The organism is Aquitalea magnusonii (assembly GCF_002217795.2).
GTDB lineage: Bacteria > Pseudomonadota > Gammaproteobacteria > Burkholderiales > Chromobacteriaceae > Aquitalea > Aquitalea magnusonii_B.
In genome coordinates this window covers 2,956,964-2,981,613 of sequence record NZ_AP018823.1, presented here as the reverse complement: position 1 = coordinate 2,981,613, position 24,650 = coordinate 2,956,964, and the positions used below count along the sequence as shown (strand labels likewise).

At 59.5% G+C, this 24,650-nt stretch carries 20 protein-coding genes; 13 read left to right on the top strand and 7 right to left on the bottom strand.

Translation table 11 applies throughout. The features are described from left to right. Positions 1 to 43: 43 nt before the first annotated feature. A complete protein-coding gene (gene aroA / locus DLM_RS14220; RefSeq protein WP_089084683.1) occupies positions 44 to 1,330 on the bottom strand; it encodes a 3-phosphoshikimate 1-carboxyvinyltransferase in 1,287 nt (428 codons plus the stop codon). 274 nt (positions 1,331 to 1,604) lie between these two features. Here aroA and cmk point away from each other — a divergent pair, with 274 nt between their 5' ends. The 10 genes from cmk to cysM all read left to right on the top strand — a co-directional run bounded on the left by cmk (position 1,605) and on the right by cysM (position 11,213). Next, entirely contained in the window at positions 1,605 to 2,273 is a 669-nt protein-coding gene (gene cmk / locus DLM_RS14215; protein ID WP_089084691.1) for a (d)CMP kinase, read from the top strand. A gap of 108 nt (positions 2,274 to 2,381) precedes the next feature. Beyond that, positions 2,382 to 4,058 carry a 30S ribosomal protein S1 gene (gene rpsA, locus DLM_RS14210; RefSeq protein ID WP_089084684.1) on the top strand — a complete coding sequence of 559 codons (1,677 nt, stop codon included), beginning with the start codon at positions 2,382 to 2,384 and terminating at the stop codon, positions 4,056 to 4,058. Between the two features lie 7 nt (positions 4,059 to 4,065). Continuing rightward, complete coding sequence (locus DLM_RS14205) at positions 4,066 to 4,380, top strand: integration host factor subunit beta (RefSeq protein ID WP_045846200.1); 315 nt, start codon at positions 4,066 to 4,068, stop codon at positions 4,378 to 4,380. A 141-nt stretch (positions 4,381 to 4,521) separates the two neighbouring features. After that, positions 4,522 to 4,815 (top strand): LapA family protein, encoded by a 294-nt coding sequence (locus tag DLM_RS14200; RefSeq protein ID WP_089084685.1) that lies wholly within the window; start codon positions 4,522 to 4,524, stop codon positions 4,813 to 4,815. A gap of 73 nt (positions 4,816 to 4,888) precedes the next feature. Beyond that, positions 4,889 to 6,049 (top strand): lipopolysaccharide assembly protein LapB, encoded by a 1,161-nt coding sequence (gene lapB, locus DLM_RS14195; protein WP_089084686.1) that lies wholly within the window; start codon positions 4,889 to 4,891, stop codon positions 6,047 to 6,049. Positions 6,050 to 6,067: 18 nt separating this feature from the next. After that, the gene (gene pyrF, locus DLM_RS14190) at positions 6,068 to 6,814 is read left to right on the top strand and encodes an orotidine-5'-phosphate decarboxylase (RefSeq protein ID WP_197715419.1); all 747 of its coding nucleotides are present in this window, start codon (positions 6,068 to 6,070) and stop codon (positions 6,812 to 6,814) included. Then, a complete protein-coding gene (locus DLM_RS14185) occupies positions 6,811 to 8,130 on the top strand; it encodes a UDP-glucose dehydrogenase family protein (RefSeq protein ID WP_119313250.1) in 1,320 nt (439 codons plus the stop codon). The genes pyrF and DLM_RS14185 overlap by 4 nt, the downstream gene beginning before the upstream one ends. 5 nt (positions 8,131 to 8,135) lie before the next feature. After that, positions 8,136 to 9,098 carry a D-glycero-beta-D-manno-heptose-7-phosphate kinase gene (rfaE1, locus tag DLM_RS14180; RefSeq protein ID WP_089084615.1) on the top strand — a complete coding sequence of 321 codons (963 nt, stop codon included), beginning with the start codon at positions 8,136 to 8,138 and terminating at the stop codon, positions 9,096 to 9,098. A 75-nt stretch (positions 9,099 to 9,173) separates the two neighbouring features. Then, positions 9,174 to 10,169, top strand: a complete 996-nt coding sequence (rfaD, locus tag DLM_RS14175) for an ADP-glyceromanno-heptose 6-epimerase (RefSeq protein ID WP_089084614.1) — start codon at positions 9,174 to 9,176, stop codon at positions 10,167 to 10,169. A gap of 129 nt (positions 10,170 to 10,298) precedes the next feature. After that, a complete protein-coding gene (cysM, locus tag DLM_RS14170; RefSeq protein WP_089084613.1) occupies positions 10,299 to 11,213 on the top strand; it encodes a cysteine synthase CysM in 915 nt (304 codons plus the stop codon). Positions 11,214 to 11,278: 65 nt separating this feature from the next. Here cysM and DLM_RS14165 read toward each other — a convergent pair whose 3' ends face one another. The 3 genes from DLM_RS14165 to DLM_RS14155 form a co-directional block, all read right to left on the bottom strand. After that, complete coding sequence (locus tag DLM_RS14165) at positions 11,279 to 12,457, bottom strand: DUF3734 domain-containing protein (RefSeq protein ID WP_089084612.1); 1,179 nt, start codon at positions 12,455 to 12,457, stop codon at positions 11,279 to 11,281. Positions 12,458 to 12,563: 106 nt separating this feature from the next. Further along, positions 12,564 to 13,346, bottom strand: a complete 783-nt coding sequence (locus tag DLM_RS14160; protein WP_089084611.1) for a 3-hydroxybutyrate dehydrogenase — start codon at positions 13,344 to 13,346, stop codon at positions 12,564 to 12,566. A 15-nt stretch (positions 13,347 to 13,361) separates the two neighbouring features. Beyond that, the gene (locus DLM_RS14155; RefSeq protein ID WP_089084610.1) at positions 13,362 to 14,102 is read right to left on the bottom strand and encodes an acetoacetate decarboxylase; all 741 of its coding nucleotides are present in this window, start codon (positions 14,100 to 14,102) and stop codon (positions 13,362 to 13,364) included. A 293-nt stretch (positions 14,103 to 14,395) separates the two neighbouring features. On the opposite strand from DLM_RS14155, the gene zapE reads away from it, so the two are divergent. After that, positions 14,396 to 15,559 carry a cell division protein ZapE gene (gene zapE / locus DLM_RS14150; protein ID WP_089084609.1) on the top strand — a complete coding sequence of 388 codons (1,164 nt, stop codon included), beginning with the start codon at positions 14,396 to 14,398 and terminating at the stop codon, positions 15,557 to 15,559. Between the two features lie 50 nt (positions 15,560 to 15,609). On the opposite strand, the gene DLM_RS14145 is transcribed toward zapE, so the two are convergent. The 3 genes from DLM_RS14145 to earP form a co-directional block, all read right to left on the bottom strand. Next, positions 15,610 to 16,152, bottom strand: a complete 543-nt coding sequence (locus tag DLM_RS14145; protein WP_089084608.1) for a DinB family protein — start codon at positions 16,150 to 16,152, stop codon at positions 15,610 to 15,612. A gap of 103 nt (positions 16,153 to 16,255) precedes the next feature. Next, positions 16,256 to 16,819, bottom strand: a complete 564-nt coding sequence (gene efp / locus DLM_RS14140) for an elongation factor P (RefSeq protein ID WP_089084607.1) — start codon at positions 16,817 to 16,819, stop codon at positions 16,256 to 16,258. 57 nt (positions 16,820 to 16,876) lie between these two features. Continuing rightward, the gene (earP, locus tag DLM_RS14135; RefSeq protein WP_231959857.1) at positions 16,877 to 18,103 is read right to left on the bottom strand and encodes an elongation factor P maturation arginine rhamnosyltransferase EarP; all 1,227 of its coding nucleotides are present in this window, start codon (positions 18,101 to 18,103) and stop codon (positions 16,877 to 16,879) included. Positions 18,104 to 18,200: 97 nt separating this feature from the next. On the opposite strand from earP, the gene DLM_RS14130 reads away from it, so the two are divergent. Both DLM_RS14130 and DLM_RS14125 read left to right on the top strand, forming a co-directional pair. Continuing rightward, positions 18,201 to 21,533 carry a DUF748 domain-containing protein gene (locus DLM_RS14130; RefSeq protein ID WP_089084627.1) on the top strand — a complete coding sequence of 1,111 codons (3,333 nt, stop codon included), beginning with the start codon at positions 18,201 to 18,203 and terminating at the stop codon, positions 21,531 to 21,533. 220 nt (positions 21,534 to 21,753) lie between these two features. Next, complete coding sequence (locus DLM_RS14125) at positions 21,754 to 24,621, top strand: adenosylcobalamin-dependent ribonucleoside-diphosphate reductase (RefSeq protein WP_089084606.1); 2,868 nt, start codon at positions 21,754 to 21,756, stop codon at positions 24,619 to 24,621. The last annotated feature ends 29 nt before the right edge of the window (positions 24,622 to 24,650 follow it).

Here is a 24,650-nt window from a genome sequence, read left to right as displayed (position 1 = left end):
CCCGCTGTGGCGGGCGTGATGGTGAGCAGGGCTGGGGCCGGTGTCAGGCCGTCAGGGTGGCCAGTACCTCGAAATAGTCCGGGAAGGTTTTGGCCACGCATTTGGGGTCGTTGATGATGACCGGCACCCCCAGCAGGGAAACCAGCGAGAAGCACATGGCCATGCGGTGATCGTCGTAAGTGTCAATCTCGGCATCGGCAAGCAGTTGTGCTGGCGGCGTGATGCGGATGTAGTCCTGGCCTTCTTCCACGGTGGCACCCAGCTTGCGCAATTCGGTGGCCATGGCCGACAGGCGGTCGGTTTCCTTCACGCGCCAGCTTTCGATATTGCGCAAGGTGGTGGTGCCATCGGCCGCCAGCGCGGCCACGGCAATGGTCATGGCCGCGTCGGGGATGTGGTTGAGATCCACATCGATGGCCTTGAGCTTGCCCTGTGCTGCCGCTTCGATCCAATTGTCGCCCATGGTGATGGATACCCCCATCTGGCGCAGGGTGTCGGCAAATTTCACATCACCCTGAATGCTGTTGTTGCCCACGCCTTCCACCCGGACCGGGCCTCCGGCCAGTGCGCCTGCAGCCAGGAAGTAAGATGCGCTGGAGGCATCGCCCTCGACATGTACCTCACCCGGAGAGATATAGTGCTGGCCGCCGGGGATGACGAAGCGCTGCCAGCCCTGGCGTTCGACGCGTACGCCAAAACGCGACATCAGGTTGAGCGTGATTTCGATATAGGGCTTGGAGATCAGCTCGCCCACCACCTCGATGGTGGCGGTGTCGCCGGTCAGCGGCAGCGCCATCAGCAAGGCAGTCAGAAACTGGCTGGAAACATTGCCTTTCACCGGAATCACTTCTCCGGCGCGCAGCTTGGCCGGACCGATGGCCAGCGGCGGATAGCCGGGATTGCCCTGGTAGCTGATATCAGCACCGGCAATGCGCAGTGCATCCACCAGATCGCCAATCGGACGTTCATGCATGCGTGCCACACCGGACAATTGGTAGTGGCCCTGCATCAGTGCCAGTGCAGCGGTCAGCGGACGAAAGGCGGTACCGGCATTGCCCAGGAACAGGTCGGCGCTTTTTACCGGGAACTCGCCGCCCACGCCTTGCACGCGGAAGTCGCGACTGTTGCCGATCTGTTCCACCTGCACGCCCAGCAGGCCTAAAGCAGCCAGCATGTGACGGATATCATCCGAATCCAGCAGGTCACGCACCAATGTGCTGCCGCTGGACAGTGCGGCCAGCAACAGGGTGCGGTTGGAAATGCTTTTTGAGCCGGGCAGCTTGATGGTGCCGGCAAGGTGCGGAGTCGGAGTAAGGCGGAGCTGTTCCATGGCGTTGCGTCGGGTCTCTGTAGTGTCTGGGTAAGTTGTCCGGGTTTTCTCTTCACGCACAGCGTCTTGCAGACTGGGATTGTGCGTTGCGGTCCATCACTGTAAAGGGCGTCGGGGTAACGTGCAAACTACAATCTTGCCGATTGGCGGCATTTTTTATCGAATCCGGCCAGAAAATCCGCCCACAACCGTTCCTGATGCGAAGGGGCTGCGGTAAAATCAGCATTTTGGCCAAGCGCCTGTCGCCGCCTGCCTCTGGATGCAAACCAAGCCCATGTCTGTCCCTGTCATTACCATTGATGGTCCCTCTGCTTCCGGCAAGGGTACTGTCGCCGCCATTGTTGCCCAGCGTCTGGGTTTTCATTATCTCGATTCGGGCTCTCTGTATCGCCTGCTGGCCCTGCATGCGCGCAGACAGGGCGTGGCCTGGCACGATGAGCCGGCGCTGGCAGAACTGGCCGGTTCCTTGCCTGCTGCATTCGTGCAAGGGGCGGTGTTGCTGGATGGCAACGACGTCAGCATGGAGATCCGTGCCGAAGAAATCGGCATCGGTGCATCTAAAGTGGCAGCCTTGCCCGCCGTGCGTGCTGCGCTGTTGCAACGCCAGCGCGCTTTTGGGGTGGCACCGGGCCTGGTAACGGATGGCCGTGACATGGGTTCGGTGGTGTTTCCGCAAGCCGCCGTAAAGATTTTTCTGACCGCCAGTGCCGATGAGCGTGCATCTCGCCGCTATAAGCAGTTGATCGGCAAGGGAGAATCTGCTAACCTCCCGCAGATTAAGCAGGACATTATCGATCGGGACAGCCGCGATGCGGCCCGGGCGGTAGCGCCGCTGCGCCAAGAGCCGGACGCCTTTCTGCTCGACACCACGGAGCTGACCATCGACCAAGCGGTTGATACGGTTCTCCGCCGCTTCGGGCAGTACCAGGCCTCCGGCATATGATTTTTTAAAGGGGCATCTTGCTGCATTGCAAGAAAAGCTCTGTGTTCAACCCTAACCCCGCACGCCGCAAGGTGTGCACCGAGAGTAAGCTTGATGACTACCCTCTCCATGGAAAACTTTGCCCAGCTGTTCGAAGAAAGCCTGACCCTTCACGACATGCGCGTGGGCGAGGTGATCACTGCCGAAGTCGTTGCAGTTGATTCCAACTTCGTAACTGTAAATGCCGGCCTGAAGTCCGAATCCCTGATTCCGGCCGAAGAATTCAAGAACGACGAAGGCGTTGTTGAAGTTGCCATCGGCGACTTCGTGACTGTTGCCATCGACGCGCTGGAAAACGGCTTTGGCGAAACCAAGCTGTCCCGTGAAAAAGCCAAGCGTCTGGCTGCATGGGTTGAGCTGGAAGAAGCGCTGGAAACCGGCAAGATCCTGTCCGGCCTGATCTCTGGCAAGGTCAAGGGTGGCCTGACCGTTATGGTCAACGGCATCCGCGCCTTCCTGCCGGGTTCCCTGGTTGACGTACGTCCGGTGAAAGACACCACCCCGTACGAAAACAAGAACATCGAATTCAAGGTTATCAAGCTGGATCGCAAGCGTAACAACGTGGTTGTTTCGCGTCGTTCCGTTCTGGAAGAAACCCTGGGCGAAGAGCGCAAGGCTCTGCTGGAAACCCTGAAAGAGGGTGCCGTTATCAAGGGTATCGTCAAGAACATCACCGACTACGGTGCGTTTGTTGACCTGGGCGGCATCGACGGCCTGCTGCACATCACCGACCTGGCATGGCGTCGTGTGAAGCACCCGTCCGAAGTTCTGGCTGTTGGCGACGAAGTAGAAGCCAAGGTTCTGAAGTTCGACCAGGAGAAGAACCGTGTATCCCTGGGTCTGAAGCAACTGGGCGAAGATCCGTGGGTTGGTCTGTCCCGTCGCTACCCGGCCAGCACCCGTCTGTTCGGCAAGGTAACCAACCTGACCGACTACGGTGCCTTCGTTGAAATCGAACAAGGTATCGAAGGCCTGGTACACGTGTCCGAAATGGACTGGACCAACAAGAACGTACACCCGTCCAAGGTAGTTCAGGTTGGTGACGAAGTTGAAGTCATGATCCTGGAAATCGACGAAGACCGTCGTCGTATCTCCCTGGGCATGAAGCAGTGCCTGGCCAACCCGTGGAACGAGTTTGCCGACAACTTCCACAAGGGCGACAAGCTGAAGGGCGCGATCAAGTCCATCACCGACTTCGGTGTGTTCGTTGGTCTGCCGGGCGGCATCGACGGCCTGGTTCACCTGTCCGACCTGTCCTGGAACGAAGCTGGCGAAGAAGCCGTACGCAAGTTCAAGAAGGGTGACGAGGTTGAAGCCGTTGTTCTGTCCATCGACGTGGAAAAAGAACGCATCTCCCTGGGCATCAAGCAACTGGAAGGTGATCCGTTCAACAACTACGTTGCCATGAACGACAAGGGCGCCATCGTCAAGGGTACCGTGAAGACTGTTGATGCCAAGGGCGCTGTTGTGGCTCTGGACATGGACGTTGAAGGTTACCTGCGTGCTTCCGAGCTGTCCCGTGACCGCGTGGAAGATGCCCGTACCATGCTGAAGGATGGCGACGAAGTGGAAGCCGTGATCATTGCCGTGGATCGCAAGTCCCGCAATATCAGCCTGTCCATCAAGGCCAAGGATGCTCAGGAAGACAGCACCGCCATGAAGAACCTGTCGGTTGACAGCGCTTCTGCCGGTACGACCAACCTGGGTGCCCTGTTGAAGGCCAAGCTGTCCGGCTCCAACGAGTAATTGCATCATGACCAAGTCTGAGCTGATCGCGCGGCTGGCAGAACGTCTTGCCGAGCGCAATTCTCAGTTGGTCTACAAAGATGCTGAGCTGGCCGTCAAGACCATTCTGGATGCGATGGCCAGCAACCTGGCACAGGGTAGCCGCATTGAAATTCGCGGTTTTGGTAGCTTCGACCTGAACTACCGTCCGCCCCGCGTGGGCCGGAATCCGAAATCAGGTAGCAGTGTCTCGGTTCCTGAGAAATATGTGCCGCATTTCAAGGCCGGTAAGGAGTTGCGTGAACGGGTTGATCTGTCCCTGCTGGAGCAGACCCAGGCCTGATTGACGTGACCACTGGTCTAGCAAGCCAAATCAAAGCGCCGCTTTTGCGGCGCTTTTTCTTTGTTTGACCCTGCTGTTGCTTGGGTTGCAGCAGACTATCGTTTAAACTTGCACTCCGGTTACCCTCTCCGAGTAAAAAGCATGCGCTACATCGTGCGTATCATCGAATTGGCCCTGCTGGTTTTCCTGATTGCCGTTACCGTGCAAAACAGCCACATGGTCGAATTCAAGCTGTTCTTCGGCCAGTCCTGGTCGGCACCGCTGATTGTTTTTTTGCTGGTGTTCTTTATTGCCGGTGCTGCCGTCGGATTACTGGCTACCTTCTCTTACTACCTGCGCATGCGCAAGGAGCTGTCCCAGCTCAAAAAGGAACTGCGCAGCCGTCCGCCCAGCAGCAAGGTAGCCGTTGATCCCAGCGATGCACTGGCCGACTAGGCCGGACCTCTCCTGACCCCCGCCCGTTTTGTGCCGCGGTGGGGATTCTTACTCTCCTTGAAGGAAGTTTTCTTTGGAACTGGATTTGTGGTGGCTGCTGCTGTTTCCGGCATTCTTCGGTCTGGGCTGGCTGGCAGCGCGGGTGGACATGCGTACTGTGCTGAAACAGGCCAAATCGGTCCCAACCGGTTTTTTCCGCGGCCTGGATGCCCTGGTGGATGACAAGACCGACATTGCAGCCCAGGCCTTGGCCGAGGTGTCCCGGCAGCAGGGCTCTGCGCCCGAGCTGCAACTGACACTGGGCAAGCTGTATCGCAAGCGTGGTGAAAACGACCGCGCCATCCGCCTGCATCAGCGCATGCTGGAATCATCCGATCTGCCGGCAGAGCAGCGCGATATCGTGCGCAACGAGCTGGCGCAGGATTTTCGCAAGGCCGGCCTGGTTGATCGTGCCGAGGAAATCCTGCTGAAACTGTTGAATGGCAATATGACGCTGGCTGCGCGGCGACAGTTGCTGGATATCTACCAGCAGGACCGTGACTGGAAAAAGGCCATTGAAACCGCCAAGGAGCTACGCAGCGATGCGCATTCCTTCCAGCACGAGGTGGCGCAGTTTTACTGTGAGCTGGCACAAGGCGAGCTGTACCGCTCCAATTATCCGGCTGCCCGCACGCTGGTGGCCGAGGCCATGCAGGTCAATCGCAAATGTGTGCGCGCCAGCCTGATTCTGGGTGATATCGAATTTGCCGAAGGCAAAATCGAAGCGGCTATTGCGGCATGGCAAAACATCGAGAAACAGAATTACGAATACTTGTCGATGGCGGCAGAGCGCTTGTTCGACGCCTACGAAAAACTGGAAAAACCGCAGGAAGGCATTGCTTTGCTGCAGGGCTATCAGAAGACCTTCCCGCAACTGGAACTGACCGACCTGCTGTATCAGAAGCTGTCAGCCTATGAGGGCGAGGAGCGCGCGCTGGAAGTGGCACGACAGTCCGTGCATGCCCGCCCCAGCCTGATGGGGGTGTACCGGCTGATAGAAGCACAGATGGACGAATTGTCACCGGAAGGACGCATGGACGCCGAAGTGGCGCGTGCGCTGATCCAGAAACATGCAGCGCGGCTGACGGTACACCGCTGCAAATGTTGCAATTTCCGCTCGCGGGCCTTCTTCTGGCATTGCCCCGCCTGCGGCGAGTGGGAAAGCTTTACGCCCAACCGCTCGGAAACTCATTGATTGTATTCAGGAAAAGACATGAATCCGCTAATTGCCGCCGGTCTGGATCTGCAACCGGCATCTCCTGTCGTTGTGGCACTGGACTTTGCCGATGCGCCATCGGCTCTTGAATTTGCTGCCCGGCTTGATCCGCAACAATGCCGCCTCAAAGTGGGCAAGGAGCTGTTTACCGCCAGTGGTCGCAGCCTGGTGGAAAGCCTGGCAGCGCGTGGTTTTCAGGTATTTCTTGATCTGAAATTCCATGATATTCCCAATACCGTGGCCCATGCCTGCAAAGTGGCAGCCGATGCCGGTGTCTGGATGGTGAATGTGCATGCTTCCGGTGGCCGCCGCATGATGGAAGCCGCGCGTGAAGGGCTGGCGCATTACAGCCAGCGTCCGCTGCTGATTGCCGTTACCGTGCTCACCAGCATGGAAGCGGCTGATCTGGTGGATATCGGTATCACCGCCTCGCCGCAGGAGCATGTGCTGCGCCTGGCCACGCTGACCCGTGATTGCGGCCTGGATGGCGTGGTGTGTTCGGCACAGGAGGCCCCCATGCTCAAGTCGGCACTGGGGCAGGATTTCAAGCTGATCACGCCGGGCATTCGCCTGGCCGACAGTGCTGCAGACGACCAGCGCCGCGTGATGACGCCGGTGGCTGCGCTGCAGGCGGGGGCTGATTATCTGGTAATCGGCCGTCCGATCACTCGTGCCGATGCACCGTTGGATGTGCTCTGCAAGATCAACGGCGATATCGCCAGCTATCGGGCGGCCCTGTCATGAAAATCACTGTTGTTGGTTCCGGCTACGTTGGCCTGGTGACCGGTACCTGCCTTGCCGAAGTGGGCAACCATGTGCTGTGTCTGGATGTGGATCCTGCCAAGATCGCCACGCTGCAACAAGGTGGCATCCCCATTTATGAACCCGGCCTGGAAGACATGGTGCGGCGCAATGTTGCCGCTGGCCGTCTGTCCTTCTCCACCGATATTGCCGCCACCGTGGCGTTTGGCGAAATCCAGTTCATTGCCGTCGGCACGCCGCCGGATGAAGATGGTTCCGCCGATCTGCAATACGTGCTGGCCGCCGCGCGCAATATCGGCCTGCATATGACTGAGCCCAAGGTGGTGGTGGATAAATCCACCGTACCGGTGGGAACAGCAGACAAGGTCAAGGCGCAGATTGCCGCCACCCTGGCCGAGCGCGGTGCCGACATTGCTTTCAGCGTGGTGTCCAATCCCGAATTCCTCAAGGAAGGTGCGGCCATCGAGGACTTCATGAAGCCCGACCGCATCGTGGTGGGCGCTGAAGACGAACGTGCCATCGAGCTGATGCGCCGCTTGTATGCGCCGTTCCAGCGTAATCACGACCGTATCCTGTTCATGGACGTGCGCTCTGCCGAGCTGACCAAATATGCTGCCAACGCCATGCTGGCCACGCGGATTTCCTTCATGAACGAGCTGGCTAACCTGGCCGAAGACCTGGGGGCCGATATCGAACTGGTACGCCGTGGCATCGGTTCCGACCCACGCATTGGCTACCACTTCCTCTACCCCGGTGCCGGCTATGGCGGCTCCTGCTTCCCCAAGGACGTCAAGGCACTGGTGGCCAGTGGCCGCGAACAGGGCCACGCCATGCGCGTGCTAACGGCAGTGGAAGAGGCCAACGAGGCGCAAAAGCGCCGCTTGGTGGACAAGCTGGTCAAGCGCTTTGGCGAGGATTTGCAGGGCCGGCATTTTGCCATCTGGGGTTTGGCATTCAAGCCGAATACCGATGATATGCGTGAGGCTTCCAGCCGAGTGATTGTTGCCGAACTGGCCCGCCGTGGCGCAACCGTGGCCGCCTATGACCCGGTTGCCGCAGAGGAAGCCAGACGTGTGATGGGCGATACGCCCGGCCTGGGTTTTGCCGATGACATGATGGCTGCGCTGCAGGGGGCGGATGCTTTGCTGATCGTCACCGAATGGAAGATGTTCCGCGCGCCGGACTTCGACGCCATCAAGGCCAGCCTCAAGCAGCCGGTGATTATTGATGGCCGCAATATGTACGACCCCGCCTGGCTGCGTGAGCTGGGCTTCGACTATCAGGCGATAGGACGCTGAAGAGCATGAATCTGTTGCAACAACTTGGACTGGATCGCAGCAAGCTGGCTGCCGACCTTGCAGCTGCCCGCGTCTTGGTGGTGGGGGACGTGATGCTGGACCGTTACTGGTTTGGCGATGTGTCACGCATTTCACCGGAAGCGCCGGTGCCGGTGGCGCGTATTGGCCGCATGGAAGAGCGCGCCGGTGGCGCTGCCAATGTGGCGCGCAATATTGCCAGCCTGGGCGGCAAGGCTTCCATTTTGTCGGTGGTGGGCGATGACGAGGCTGCCACCGCGCTGGAACGCCTGATGAAGGACGATGGCATCACCACCTTGTTCAAAAGGGATGCGGCCATCTCCACCACCATCAAGCTGCGGGTGGTGGCGCGCCAGCAGCAGTTGATCCGGCTGGATTTTGAAGATGCACCCAGCCATGAAATCCTGGCTGACAAGCTGGAACAATACCAATCGGTACTGGCCAGCCACGATGTGGTGATCCTGTCCGATTACGGCAAGGGTGGTCTCACCCATGTGGCGCGCATGATAGAACTGGCACGTGCTGCCGGCAAACCGGTGCTGATCGACCCCAAGGGCGATGACTATGCCAAGTACGCCGGTGCTACCCTGCTGACGCCCAATCGCAGCGAATTCAAGGAAGTGGCAGGCAGTTGGCACAACGAAGAACAGTTGATTGCCAAGGCGCAGGCCCTGCGCAGCCAGTTGCAACTGGATGCGCTGCTGGTGACGCGCAGCGAGGAGGGCATGACCTTGTTCCGCGCCGATGGCGCGCTGCACCAGCCCACCTTCGCCCGCGAAGTATTCGATGTCTCCGGTGCCGGCGATACGGTCATCGGCACCCTGGGCCTGGCCCTGGCTGCCGGTCTGCCCCTGCCGACCGCCATGAGCCTGGCCAATGCCGCTGCCGGCATCGTGGTGGGCAAGCTGGGTACCGCTGTTTGCACCCAGCAGGAGCTGTTTGCCAGCTGATTGGCACGACACCGCATCATGCAGCCGGATGACAGGAGTGATCCCTGCCGGCTGCAAACAGAAAAAGGATGAATCATGACTATCGTGGTGACCGGCGCCGCCGGCTTTATCGGTTCCAATATCGTCAAGGCGCTGAATGCGCGCGGCATTACCGACATTATTGCAGTGGACAACCTCACCTCCGGTGATAAATTCCGCAACCTGGTGGACTGCGAAATTGCCCATTATCTGGACAAGCATGATTTTCTCAATCTGCTGCTGGAAGGCGAATATGAGGGCGAGATCAGTGCCATCCTGCACCAGGGCGCTTGCTCGGACACCATGAACCACGACGGCAAGTACATGATGGATAACAACTATCAGTACACGCTGGCCCTGTTCGATTACTGTCAGCACGAGGAAATCCAGTTCCTGTTTGCTTCCAGTGCGGCTACCTATGGCAAGGGCACCATCTTCAAGGAAGAACGCCAGTACGAAGGCCCGCTCAATGTCTACGGTTATTCCAAGTTCCTGTTCGACCAGGTGCTGCGCCAGCGCATGCAGGAAGGCCTGTCCGCCCAGGCGGTGGGATTCCGCTATTTCAATGTCTACGGCCCGCAAGAGCAGCACAAGGGCCGCATGGCCTCGGTGGCCTTCCACAACTTCAACCAGTACCGCGAACACGGCAAGGTCAAGCTGTTCGGCAGCAATGATGGCTGGGGCAATGGCATGCAAAGCCGGGACTTTGTCTCGGTGGAGGACGTGGTCAAGGTCAATCTGTACTTCCTGGACAATCCGGGCAAGAGCGGCATCTTCAACCTGGGTTCCGGTCGCGCCCAACCCTTCAATGACGTTGCCGTGTCCACCGTCAATGCCTGCCGTCGGCACGAAGGCAAGCCGGCGCTGAGCCTGGACGAACTGGTGGCCCAGGGCATCATCGAATACATCGAATTCCCGGAAGCACTGAAGGGCAAGTACCAAAGCTTTACCCAGGCAGACATCGGCAAGCTGCGCGATGCCGGTTACAGCGCGCCCATGCTGACGGTGGAGCAGGGTGTCGATCGTTATGTAGACTGGCTGATCAGCCGCTAAGGCTTGTTCACCCCGCCAAAACCGCCAGGCTGTGCGCTGGCGGTTTTTTCATGGCTGGAGTGGGCAGGCCGGAATTGGTTATTTGATTAGAAATAACGGTTCGACTGGAAGATAGCGCCAGGTCGTATAATGGCGCTCTCGCAAGGAGACTTCACCGTGTACAAGTATCTGGAAGATTTCGTCGGCCACACCCCCCTGGTACGGCTCAAGCGCATGCCGGGCGACAGCAGCAATATCGTGTTGCTCAAGCTGGAGGGCAATAACCCAGCCGGATCGGTCAAGGACAGGCCTGCGCTGTCGATGATCCGCCGGGCCGAGGCGCGCGGCGATATCAAACCGGGTGATACCCTGATCGAGCCCACCAGTGGCAACACTGGTATCGCGCTGGCCATGGCGGCGGCGATGATGGGCTACAAGATGATTCTGCTGATGCCCGAAGGCTCCAGTGCCGAGCGGGTGCAAACCATGCGCGCCTACGGTGCCGAAGTCATCCTGACCCCCAAGGAAGCCTCCATGCCCGGTGCCATTGACGAGGCACACCGCATGCAGCGTGCCGGACTGGGAGTGATTCTGGATCAGTTTGCCAACCCGGATAACCCGCTGGCGCATTACGAAAGCACCGGTCCGGAAATCTGGGCCGATACCCAAGGTCAGATCACCCATTTTGTTTCCAGCATGGGCACCACCGGCACCATCATGGGCAATAGCCGTTTTCTCAAGGAAAAGAATCTGGCCATCCAGATCATTGGCGTACAGCCGGAAACCGGCAGCCAGATTCCCGGCATCCGCAAATGGGAAGATGAGTACCTGCCCAAGATTTGTGATTTCAGCCGTATCGATCAACTGATTCATGTGTCCCAGCAAGAAGCGGAAGAGACCGCGCGCCAACTGGCACGCGAAGAAGGCATTCTGGCCGGGCCGTCCTCTGGCGGGGCGCTGGCAGTAGCGCTGCGGCTGAACCAGCAACTGGAAAACGCGGTGATTGTGTCCATCGTCTGCGATCGTGGCGACCGCTACCTGTCCACCGGCTTGTTTCCCCTGTAATACCGGCGGTGCAATAGCAAAGCCGTTTCCTGTGGGAAACGGCTTTTTGTTGCCTGCGTGGCGCTTCAGCGGTGAATATCGTGGCTGATAAAAGGCTGCTCAGCACTGGGCATGTTCAGCCAGCCAGGGCGGTGCAGGCTGTTGCGGATGTCCTGGTAGCCGCTATGCCAGTGCTGGCGCATGGTAGGCATGCCGAACTGGTAGTCCTTGTAGTGATCGTCGTAAACCTTGTCCTGGTAAATCAGATGTACCACGTTCAGACGCTGGCAGTTGGCGGCGTGCCGGGCAGCCAGAAAGGCTGGTGAATCATGCGCGTGTTCTGGAACCAAGGCCATCAGCTCGGACAATAGTTCGCGGTATTGCAGCTCCTGGCGCAGCACATCGGTCACCATGCGGGTGCGGCTGGAATACTGGATATCCTTTTGCCGCATGGCTACTTCTTTCATATTGCCGGGCAAGTTGCCGCGTGCGCTCCACAAGTCCACCTGGAAGGCCAGGGTGTTATGGCGGTTTTCCTTGCTGATCAGCTGGCTTAGCGGGGTATTGGAGACGACGCCGCCATCCCAGTAAAACTCGCCGTCTATCTCCACCGCCGGAAAGCCGGGCGGCAGCGCACCGGAGGCCATGAAATGCTCAGGTCGCAGTTGTTGCCGGGTGTTGTCGAAATAGATGAAGTTGCCGGTGCGTACATTGACTGCGCCCACCGATACCCGCATCTGCCGGCTGTCGTTGATCCGGTCGAAATCGGCCAGTTGTTCCAGCGTTTGCTTGAGTGGGCTGGTGTCATAAAAACTGATGTCTGCCGGACTGTTGGCATGTTGCAAGGCCCAGGGCAGGCGTGGTCGATAAAAGCCGTTTTGTCCCTCCAGCATTGAACGCCAGGCTTCCCAGCCGGCCAGCATCTGCTGCATGCTGGTCGGCCAGCGCTCTGGGTCCAGCATGGCCAGTGGCGTGGCGGGCAGAATGGGCGGCTGGCAGATGGTTTCCCAGAAGCGGCGCAATTGGTCCACGCGTTTGCCCGGTGGATTGCCGGCGATGATGGCAGCATTGAGCGCCCCAATGGAAATACCGGCCACCCAGTTGGGATGCAGCTCGGCTTCAGCCAGGCCCTGGTAAACCCCGGGCTGATAGGCACCGAGGGCGCCGCCGCCTTGCAACAGCAGGGCGACAACATGGTATTGATGGCCTTTGGGCAAGCTGGGGCTGTGGTAAAGGCGGTGTTGCGGATCGTAGCCAACGCTCATGCGATACTCCGTCTGCACATCGGTGTGCGGCTGTTGCTGGTTTGCCGTATAGAGGGGAGCCGCCTGCAGCCAAAAGCAGGGGCTCCGCTCATTGCTTGGTGTGCGCTTATTGCATGTACCAGCCGTGGCTGACCACCACCGACTGGCCAGTCAGGGCCGCGCTGGGGAAGGCGGCCAGGAATAGCGCAGTCTGGGCGATATCGTCCACCGTGGTGAATATCCCGTCCACCGTGTCGCCCAGCATTACATGCTTGATGACTTCCTCTTCGCTGATGCCCAGTGTGGCCGCCTGTTCGGGAATCTGCTTTTCCACCAGTGGTGTGCGGACAAAGCCAGGGCAGATCACATGGGAGCGCACATTGAATTCCGCCCCTTCCTTGGCCAGTACCTTGCTCAGGCCCAGCAGCGCGTGCTTGGCGGCGACATAGGCGGATTTCAGCTTGGATCCCTCATGCGAATGCACCGAGCCCATGTAGATGACGGTGCCGCCGCGCTTGTCCTTGTACATGTGGGGCAGGGCGGCGCGCGTGGTGAGGAAGGCACCATCGACATGGATGGCCTGCATTTTTTTCCAGTCGGCAAAGCTGAAATCCACCAGCGGGCTGATGATCTGGATGCCGGCATTGGAAATGAGAATGTCCAACTGGCCAAAGGCGTCCACTACTGCCTGGGTACCGGCATTGACGGCTTGCTCGTTGGTGACATCCATCGCCACGCCCATGGCCTTGCCGCCTGCGGCTTCAATTTCCTTTGCCGTGGCCTGCGCCGCTGCCAGATTGATGTCGGCGATGGCTACTGCAGCCCCTTCACGGGCATAGGTTTCGGCAATGGCACGGCCAATGCCGCTGGCGGCACCGGTAATCAGGGCAACTTTTCCTTGCAGCTTCATGAGGCTTCTCCTGTTTCAGACCAGATAATCAAACTCGACCTTGCCCAGACCCAGGGTCAGATCGGCAACATAATGTTTGGCACCCAATACTTCCAGCACCGGCAGCTCGGCTACCGGTGCCAGCGCATGGGCAAACAATGACAGCGCGGCCGGGCCGCTCCAGGCACCATGTACGGTGACATCCAGCATGGGAAAGCTCACCAGCTCGCAGATGCGCGCCGTGCCATCAACATGGGGGATGATTTTCAGCAGGTAGTTCGGGGTGGTACGCAGGCTTTCGGCAATGGCCTGCCCGTCCAGTTCCCGGTGTTTGTAACCCATGGTGCCGGTGGCCACGCGTACCGGGCCGTAGTTCAACTCGCCCACCAGGGTGTCGGTATGCACTTGCAGACGGGGGCTGGCCATCTTCTTGGGAAAACCCCACAACTCGCGGCCGCCGGCGGTTGGCGGATGGTCGTTCAGGTACATGGCATGGGTGTAGTTGCCCGGCTTGCCCTGATAGGAAACCGGAATCACCTGGCCGCTTTCGGTGTAGTCGCCAAAGCCGGTGGAATCCGGCATGCGGATGAATTCGAAATTGACCACCGGCTCGGACATTTGCAGTGGTTCGGGAATGATGGCGCGTAGTTTTTCCGGATCAGTACGGTAGCTGATGATGAAGAACTCCCGCTGGTAAAAGCGGTAGGGGCCGGGTGGAAAGGCCGGGCTGGTAAATGGCATGGCAAAGGCGTGCTGGCGAATCTGTTCGATATTCATGGCCGTACCTGTAAGGGTGTGTGCGTGGCTGATTGCATGCCGCCATGGTTCGCTGGCGACAACCCGTAAAGGATGTCTGGCGGGGTGGCGCACAGCCAGATGCTGTTGACCGGTCTACCTGTTAGGTATGAGGGATTGCACTGGCATGTCCTGCCCTGTTTTTCACTTGACCGGCAATGCGTCGATTCGGGTTATCATGCGCTATTAATCGCCGCTCGGGCAGGGCTCGCGGTATGGCTTCATTGCGCCGGTGCCAGCCTGCGCCAAAAACCAACAACAGAACAGCACACATCATGTCCCAGCATACCTTTTCCCCGGATGGCAACGCGCTGACCAGTCCCAAGGCCTGGTATCAGGCTGCCAGTGAAAAGCCCGGTTTCATTCACGATGCCGCCCAGGCCGCGGCGATCGAGCAACTGGATGCTTTGTGGCATCAACTGTTGGAGTTCAAGGACAAGCGCAACCGCTTTCTCGGGCGTAGCCTGCGCAGCCCGGATGTGCCGCGCGGCCTGTATTTCTGGGGTGGGGTGGGGCGCGGCAAGAGCTTTCTGATGGATGCCTTCTATGCCTGCGTGCCGTACCGCCGCAAGCGTCGTATCCATTTCCACAATTTCATGGCCGAGGTGCATCGCGAGCTGCGCCAACTGGCCGGTAGCAAAGACCCTTTGCTGGCTTATGCCGACAAGATTGCCCGCGAAACCCGTTTGCTGTGTTTTGATGAGTTCCATGTCAGCGATATTGCCGATGCCATGATGCTGGGCCGTCTGCTCAGTGCCTTGTTCGAACGTGGCGTGGTGTTGGTGACGACTTCCAACTATCCGCCGGACGGCCTGTATCCCAATGGTCTGCAGCGGCAGAATTTCCTGCCCACCATCGAACTGATCAAGCGCGAGCTGGATGTGTTGAACGTGGATGGCGGCAATGATTACCGCCTGCGCGAGCTGACCCGCGAGCCCTTGTTCATGGTGCCGGACGACGCGGCTGCCCAGGCGCGCATGGAAGGCATGTTCACCCGCCTGAGCAGTGAAGAATTGATTGCCAAGCAGGAAATCGAAGTGCTGGGGCGGCAGATTCTGGTGAAGAAACTGGCACCGGGCATTATCTGGTTTGATTTTTTCGCCATTTGCGACGGTCCGCGTGCGCAGACTGACTATCTGGAAATTGCCACCGAATTTCATACCGTGTTCATCAGCGGCATTCCCAAACTGGCGGCCAAGGATGCCTCCATTGCCCGCCGCTTTACCTGGCTGGTGGATGTGTTTTACGACAACCGGGTCAAGCTGATTGCCTCTGCCGCCGTGCCGATTGACGATATTTATACCGACGGTGTGCAGGCCAGCGAGTTTTTCCGCACGGCCAGCCGGCTGACCGAGATGCAATCCAAGAGTTATCTGGAGCTGCCGCACCAGAGTGCCGGCCAGACGCACGATCAGCCGCCGCCGGGTGTGGTGATCTGAGCGGGCGCTGCCTGCATGCAAGGGCCAGACAGTGTCTGGCCGTTTTGCGGTCAGGCTTCCGGAATGTCGTCGATCAGCACAATCAGGTCGGTGACACCGACATCCTCGCCCAGTTGGCACAGCAAGGTGGTGGCCTGGCCGCGGTGGTGGGTCTGGTGGTTGAAGAAGTGCAGCAGCAGCGCATGAAAGTTCTTGCGCTGCGCCACGCCGCGGGTGTTGTGATAGGCCAGCGGCTGGTCAAGATCGCTATCCTTAAGCTCGCTACATAGCCGGATGATGACCTCGTCCAGCAGTTGTCGCCGCGCAGCCAATGCGGGCAGTTGGTCAAACAGCAGGCCGTTCAAAGAGGTGGGCGCTGCAATCGCCTGCAGCGGCTGCAAGGCGGTAAAACCGGCCGGATGCTGGCCAAAGCGTTGCAGCCACAAAGTGTCGGCTACCACGATGTGATTGAGCGTGCCGAACAGCGAGCCAAAAAACGCGCCGCAATCCTGCTGCAAGGCGGCCACCGGCAAACGGGCGGCTGCCTGGTAAAGCTTGTCATTCATCCACTGGTTGTAGCGGGCTTGCAGCGCAAGCTGTTCGAGTCGGTTCATCGTCTCCTCCTGAAAACAGCACGATAACGCAGCATTTGCCGGAATGACAGGCAAAACAAAAGCGGCCATCAGGCCGCTTGTTGCACAGCATTCAAACAGGCGATCAGGCGCGCTTTTTGAATTCGCCGGTGCGGGTGTCGATTTCGATCTTTTCGCCAGTGTTGACGAAGGCCGGAACCTGAACTTCGAAAGTGGTGCCTACCAGCTTGGCCGGCTTCAGAACCTTGCCCGAAGTGTCGCCACGTACGGCCGGCTCGGTGTATTCCACTTCGCGGATCACGGTGGTCGGCAGTTCCACGGAGATGGCCTTGCCATCGTAGAAGGTGACCTGGCAAACATCTTCCATGCCGTCAACGATGTAGCTGATGGTGTCGCCCAGGTTGTCGGCTTCTACTTCGTACTGGTTGAATTCGCTGTCCATGAACACATACATCGGGTCAGCAAAGTAGGAGTAGGTGCAATCCTTGCGGTCCAGAACCACGACGTCGAACTTGTCGTCAGCGCGGTAAACGGCTTCAGAGCCGGCGCCGGTCAGCAGGTTCTTCATCTTCATCTTCACGACGGAAGCGTTACGGCCGGATTTGCTGAATTCGGCTTTTTGCACGACCATCGGGTCGTTGCCTACCATGAATACGTTGCCAGCGCGGAGTTCTTGTGCGGTTTTCATTACGTGTAAAGTCCCAAACTCTTGATTGAACTCGGAAAACGGTTTCCGAAAAACGGGCTATTTTAGCCGGTTTTGTATGAATTGCACCAGCCGCATCCCCAAGTCACCGTGTTGCAGCAGTTTGTCGGGCCAGTGGCGACTGTGGCGGTGCCATTGCGGCAGCCGTTTTTCCAGTTGCTGCCAGGCGGACACCATGCCCCGGCCGTGGTTCCAGGCATGGCTGGCGGCGCGCAGGGCCGTGGCGGTCTCTGCATCCAGCGCGGCGCAATAGTGTGACAAAAAGGCATCAAGCTTCACCAGGTGCGCTGCGTCGTCTTGCGGATAGATGTGCCAGATGAAAGGCCGGCCAGCCCATTGCGCGCGCACGAAGCTGTCTTCGCCGCGCACGAAGTTGATGTCACACGACCACAAGTTCAGGTCGTAACTGTCCTGATCGGTCATCGGCAGCACATGCACGGTGAGTGAACCTTGGCTGACATGCTGTCCGGCCTGTAGTCGCTGTCCCATCACCGCTTCCACATCGGCCAGCACCTTGCCTTCCGGCACCATGCAATGTACCGGCAGCGCGCTGTGCTTCCAGTAATCCAGCAATTCGCGTGCCGCCGGGTTTTCGTAGGCAAACAGGCTGACGCGCCATTCTTCCGGCTGTTTCTCCGGGATATCGAACATCTGCCAGAAGGCGCGCTGCGCCAGGCTGTCCTGCTGCCACTGCTGGCGGGTGTCGATCAGGCCGTCCTCGCACAGCAGGCCGCCGGTGCGATCGGTAAAGCCGGGAAAGAAGAAATGCTTGGTCAGCGGCAGGCGCGGGTGGGGTGAAGCCATGCCATGGCAGCCTTCCACCCAGTCTTCAGCCGACAGGTATTCCAGATTGATCCAGACCGGTTTGACGTCAGCCCGTGCCATGGCTTGTTCCACGGCATCGGGCAGGCGGCAGCCAAAGGCTTCTATCACCACCTGCGCCGGTTGATAGTCGACAAATGCGTCATCTGCGCACCATTGGCATATGCGGATGCCATCCAGCTCCTGGCTGGCCAGGCCCGGCTCCAGCAGCGGGGCAATGCGGCCAAAGCTGGCCAGGTCGTTCACCCACAGGCGGACTGTGTGATCGAAGTCATGTGCCAGCCGGCGTGCCAGCCGCCAGGCAACGCCGATATCGCCGTAGTTGTCGATGACAGTACAGAAAATGTCCCAGCTCAGGGGTTTGGAATAGGGCATGGCATACCGGTGGTTGAAGTGGCTGGCGCAGCATAGCATGTGATGCTGCGTGCTGCTGATGGCTGCCATGCTTGTTGGTAGTCATGACAACTTTGCTAACAACATGTAACTAACGCCATGTGATAAAGCAGTTAAAATGAAAGCTGCTGTTAAACAGAAGATTGTCATGAGCGCAACTGATCAGAGTACTGGAAAATCCACCCCTTCCCGCCCGTCTCGCCGCTGGCGGCGCTGGCTGGCCGGCATTGCCGCCGTGCTGTTGTTGCTGTGGGGGTTTCTGGCGGGTATTGCGCCGGGCATTGTGCAGAGCCAGGCAGCCAAATGGGCATCAGGTATCGGCCGCAAGCTGACGCTGGGCGAGGTATCGATCAATCCCTGGCGCATGGCGGTGGAAATCCGCCAGCTCAAGTTGGCCGAGGGCAAGGGCAGCCCCTTGTTTGCCGCAGACCGGGTGTATGTGAATCTGGACCCCTCCGCCTTGCTGCTGGGGCGCTGGCAGTTGTCGGAATTCAGCGTTGATGCCCCGCAGCTATGGGTGCAGCGTGACGCCCAAGGCCACTGGAACTGGGCGCGTTTCATCAGTGATGCCAGCGGCCCGGCCCAACCGAAAAAAGACGATGGTTCGCCGACCAAATTCCTGCTGCAGGCATTGAACATCCGTAATGGCCAGGTCATGTTCCAGGACCAACTGGCCGGTAGCGACAGCTTCAAGGTGTCGCCGCTGAATCTGGCGCTGACCGATCTTTCCACCTTGCCCGAAGCCGGTGGCTATCGCCTGCATGCCGCGCTGGGCGACGGCACGCAACTGGATTGGAAAGGCAGCCTGCAATTGCAGCCCTTGCAATCCAGCGGCGAGGCCAGCATCCGTGGCTTTACCCTGGCCAGCATCTGGGAATACGTCAAACCGCATTTCAATATTGCCAGGCCGCAAGGCACGCTATCGGTACAGGCCAGCTATCAGTTCGACCTGAAAGGCAAGCAGCCGCAGTTGCAGATCAGCCCCTTCAGCGCCGAACTCAAGGGCTTGCAGATGCAGGCTCCGGGTACCCAGCATCGCTTTGTGCTGCCTTTGTTGCAGCTCAAAGGGGGGCGTTTTGACCTGCAACATAGTCAGTTGAGCCTGCAACAGATCGCGCTGGATGGCGGCAGCCTGGAAGCTCAGCGCATGGCGGATGGCAGCCTGGACTGGCTGGCAGCCTTGCCGGCCAGCCCGGCTGCGGGTGCTACATCCACTGCAAGCAGCAAAGCAGCCCCTGCGCCGTGGCAGGTGAAGGTGGAAGACATCAAGCTGGCTAACTGGCAATACCGCTTTGGCGATGCCGGTTTTGCCACCCCGCTGCAAGTGGCGGCCCGCCTGCCGCTATTGCACGCCCGCTTTGAACTCGACCCTAAACGCGGTTTTGCGGTGGACAAGCTGGCTGGTGAACTGGCCGACATCACACTGGGCAATGCCGCGCAACCCGCCCAGATTGCCCTGGCCAAGCTCAGTGTGCAGCCCTCGCGCATTGTGCAGCAGGGGCGGTTGATTGAACCTGGCAGCGTCGATGTACAGGGTCTGCGCGTAGCGCTGGAGCGCAACAAGCAGGGGCAGTTGAACCTGGCCCAGCTATTTGCCCGGCGTAAGCCAGGCACTCCGGCAAGCCAAGCTGCCACAGCGGCAAGCGAACAGGACAAAACCGGCTGGACCCTGCATTACCCCGTGCTTACCCTGGCTGATGGCGAAGTCAGTTGGAGCGATTACACCTTGTCCCGCCCGGTAAGCGCCAGCCTGCGTGCGCTCAATGCCCGAGTGGAGACGAGTACGCCGCAACAACTGGCGGTGACGCTGGATGGCAAGCTGGAGAATGGCCAGTTGCAGGCGGCACTGCAGTTGGATCCGAGCACGGCAGCCCTCAAGGGGCAGATCAAGGCCGATGCCTTGCCATTGGCCCCGTTTGCGCCTTACGGCCTGTCCACCACCCCCTTGCGCCTGCGTGGCGGTTTGCTCAGTGCGGCGCTGGACGTGGAGTCTGCCAGCAAGGGCTGGAAAGTGGCCGGCAGTGCCGGCATCAGCAGCCTAGCCATCATGGAGCCGGGCGAAAAGCTGCCGCTGCTGGGCTGGAGCAATCTCAAGGTCAACGGCATCAAGGCCCAAAGCACCGCCACCCTGCCGCTGAGCGTGGCGGTGCAGGATGTCCGGCTGGAAGCCTTGTCGGCCCGACTGATTCTGGATGCCAAACGCCAGCTCAACTGGCAGCGCATTTTTGCCGCCAGGTCCGCGGCCACTCCGCCGTCGGCCAAGCCAGTCACGCCAGCGAAGGCCAGTGCGATGCCGCCGGTGGATATTCGCAGCATCCACCTGAACCGCAGCAAGGTGCAGTTTGCCGACCAGAGCATGAACCCCAACTTTGCCACTCAGATGCACCATCTGCGCGGTTCGATTCAGGGCCTGTCCACCCGTCCGGGCCGTACTGGCACCATCACGCTGGATGGTGATGTCGATCAGTACGGTGATGTGCGTGTGCGTGGCGCGCTGGCCCCGATGGCAGTGACTGACAATACCGATGTCACGCTGTCTTTCCGCAATATTCCGCTCAACAACCTCAACCCCTATGCCACCACCTTTGCCGGCTGGCGCATCAATGACGGCCGCCTGACGGTGGATCTGCATTATCTGCTGGACCATCGCCAGATGAAGGGTCAGAACCGGGTGGTGATCAACACCATCCAGTTGGGCGAGGAGGTGCCGGACTACAAGGGTACCCACCTGCCGCTGCGGCTGGCGGTGGCCTTGCTGGAAGACAGCGACGGCAAGATTGATCTGGATTTGCCGGTATCCGGCAGCCTGGATGACCCGCAGTTCAGCTATGGCCAGCTTGTGTGGAAGGCACTGGTCAATGTGGTGAGCAAGGTGGTGACGGCCCCGTTCCGTGCGCTGGGAGCCTTGCTGGGCGGCGAGGGCTTTGACAATGTGTTCTTCATTCCGGGCGAAGCCAATGTGGCACCGCCGGAGCGGGAGAAGCTGGAAAAAGTGGCGGGCTTGATGAGCAAGCGTCCCAAGATGCAATTGCAGCTTGCCGGTAGCTACGATCCGGATGTGGACAGCAAGGAACTGGCACGGGCACGTGTCGACAGTGCCATTCTGCAAGCTGGCGGACGCAGCCTGTTGCCGGGAGAACCGCTGCCGGTGCCGGATATGGCCGACCCGGCCATGCTGGATGCCATCAAGACGGTCTACGCCCGCGAACTGGGCAGGCTCAAGCTGATGTCGCGCACCCTGAATCCGGGTGGGCCATCCGGGGCAGCACTGGCCAAGCAGCTGCGCACCGAACTGATTGCCGCGCAGAAAGTGGACGATGCTGCCCTGCATCTGCTGGCGCGCCAGCGGGCGGAAAATGCCCGCAAGGTAATGATGCGCAATGACAACACTCTGGCCGATCGCATCACGCTTGGCGACCCGGCCAAAACCCGCGCCGAACGGGACGGTGTGGCACTGGGGATCAAGCTTTCCAGCAAATAGTTTCTGAAATGGCTTGATGTCCATCAATAAACGGCGTAACTACATATAGTGTAATACGCCGTTTTCTTTTGCCAGATATTGTGAATTTGTCGCGGCGGCCTGCTGTGGGAAGCAGTGTGCAATGCCCGCCGAACAGGCGTAAAGTTCATGGGTTGCCGAAATGGCAAGGCTTCGGCAGTTGGGAAAATTCTCAAAAATTTCAGGAAATCGAGGGGCCGGAATGAAGCGTGAAAATAGTGCCGTCATGCTGGAGCAGGATATCTCGCGCGAGGTATTGCTGGAAAAGTATGCCAAGGGTGACGAACAGAGTGTCAGCGAAGTCAGGCAGCGGGTTGCCCGCGCCTTGGCCGCGCTGGAACAAGACCCGGCCCGTTTCGAGCCGCTGTTTTTCCAGGCACTGGACAATGGCTTCATTCCCGGTGGCCGCATCAACTCCGCCGCCGGTACCGAGCTGCGCGCCACGCTGATCAACTGCTTTGTGCAGCCGGTGGGCGATTCGGTTTCCGAGCCTTCCAATGGCAAGGCCGGCATTTACGAAGCCCTGTTGCAGGCCGCCGAAACCATGCGCCGTGGCGGTGGCGTGGGCTACAACTTCTCGCGCATCCGGCCCAAGGGCGCGCGGGTAAAAGGCACCAATAGCCGCGCTTCCGGGCCGGTATCGTATATGCGGGTGTTCGACCGCAGTTGCGAGACGGTGGAATCCGCCGGAGCCCGCCGTGGTGCGCAAATGGGTGTGCTGGATGTCAGCCATCCGGATGTGGAAGACTTCATCCACGCCAAGGACAAGGGCGACCTGCGCAACTTCAATATTTCGGTTGGTGTATCCGACGATTTCATGCGTGCGGTGGAAGCCGATGCCGAGTGGGAGCTGACCCACAGTGTGGAACCGGCCACCGATGCCTTCCCCGGCCACTACCAGCGTGCCGACGGCCTGTGGGTGTACCGCAAGGTGTCTGCCCGTGCGCTGTGGCAGCAGATCATGGAATCCACCTATGACCACGCCGAGCCGGGCGTGCTGTTCATGTCCAAGATCAACCAGGACAACAATCTGTCCTATTGCGAGGTGATTGAATCCACCAACCCCTGCGGCGAACAACCGCTGCCGGATTACGGCTGCTGCGACCTGGGTTCGGTCAATCTCACCAAATACGTGCGTCAACCGTTTGGCGCCAAGCCCAGCTTTGATTTCAAGGCCTTCGAGAGCGTGGTGCGCATGTCCATCCGCATGCTGGACAATGTGCTGGACCTGACCGTGTGGCCGTTGAAGGAGCAGGAGCGCGAAGCGCAGTCCAAACGCCGCGTCGGTCTGGGTTTTACCGGCCTGGGCGATGCGCTGATCATGCTGAAAATTCGTTACGACAGCGAAGAAGGCCGACGTTTTGCCGCGCGCATTTCCGAATCCATGCGCGATGCCGCCTATGATGCCTCGGTGGACCTGGCTATCGAGAAGGGCGCTTTCCCGCTGTTTGATGCCGACAAATATCTGGCCGAACCGCATTGCGCCAGCCGCCTGCCGGACAGCATCAAGGCCCGTATCCGCAAGCACGGCATCCGCAACTCGCACCTGCTGTCGATAGCTCCTACCGGCACCATTTCGCTGGCCTTTGCCGACAATGCCAGCAATGGCATCGAGCCGCCTTTCTCCTGGTTCTACACCCGCAAAAAGCGCATGGCCGATGGCACCACCCAGGAATACCTGGTGGAAGACCATGCCTATCGCGTCTACCGCATGCAGGGTGGCGACACCCAGGCGCTGCCGGACTACTTTGTCTCGGCACTGGAAATGAGTGCGCTGGACCATATGCGCATGGTGGCTGCCGTGGCCCCGTATATCGACACTGCCATCTCCAAGACGGTGAACGTGCCGGCGGATTATCCGTTTGCCGATTTCGAAAGCCTGTATCTGGAAGCCTGGCGTAATGGCCTGAAGGGCATTACCACTTACCGGCCCAACAGCGTGCTGGGTTCGGTATTGTCCATCGAGCCGGCCAAGGAAAGTGCCAAGGAAGCGCCGCAAGACCTGTCGGCCAGCCAGGATGGCGACCCGGACCGCCGCATCACCCTGAATACTGCGCCCAGCCCGGCGCTGGCCAGCCTGAAATGGCCGAACCGGCCCAAGCTGAAAGAAGGCAACCCCTCCTGGACCTATATGGTGGAAGGCCCGGCCGGTGACTTTGCCGTGGTGGTGGGTCATGTGGAAAATGGCCGCATCACCCCCTTCGAGTGCTGGGTGAATGCCACCGAAGAACAGCGTGGCTTGGGCGCGATTGCCAAGACGCTGTCGATGGACATGCGCTGCCGCGACCACGCCTGGCTGTCGGCCAAGCTGGAAGCCTTGTCGCATACCAATGGCGACAAGCGCTATGTGTTCGAGCTGGGTGAGCGCACCGTGTATGCCACTTCCGCTGCCGCCGCGCTGGGGCAGGTGGTACGTCATCGCGTGGAACAACTTGGCGCACTGACCGCCGACCAGCACGAACCCACCCCGGTGATGGATGCGCTGTTTGCCCGCAAGGAACCGAAATCCGGTACCGATGGCACCATGAGCTGGTCGGTGGATGTGGCCAATCCGCAAACCGGCGATGATTTCGTGCTCTTCCTGAAAGAACTGGTGTTGCCCAATGGCCAGCGCCGCCCGTATTCGGTGTGGCTGGCCGGCAACTATCCGCGCGAACTGGATGGCCTGTGCAAGATGCTGTCGCTGGACATGCGGGTGATCGATCCGGCCTGGATCGGCATGAAGCTGCGTAAGCTGTTGACCTATGCCGAGCCGCAAGGTGACTTCTTTGCCCGCATTCCGGGTCAGGAAAAATCGCAAAGCTGGCCGTCCACCGTGGCCTATATGGCACAGCTGATGATTCACCGCTACGCCATGTTGGGGGTGCTGACCCAGGATGGCGTGCCGCTGGAGGAGATGGGGGTGATGGTGCCGGAGCAGAGCGATCTGTTCAGCCCGGAAACCGCCGCCCAGCCGGCACTCAAGCCCTTGTCCGGCAAACCCTGCCCGGAATGCGGCAACCATGCGCTGATCAAGAAGGACGGCTGCGAATTTTGCACCGCCTGCGGCCATGTAGGGGCTTGCGGTTAATACCGGATAACAAAACCCCCGCTCCAGCG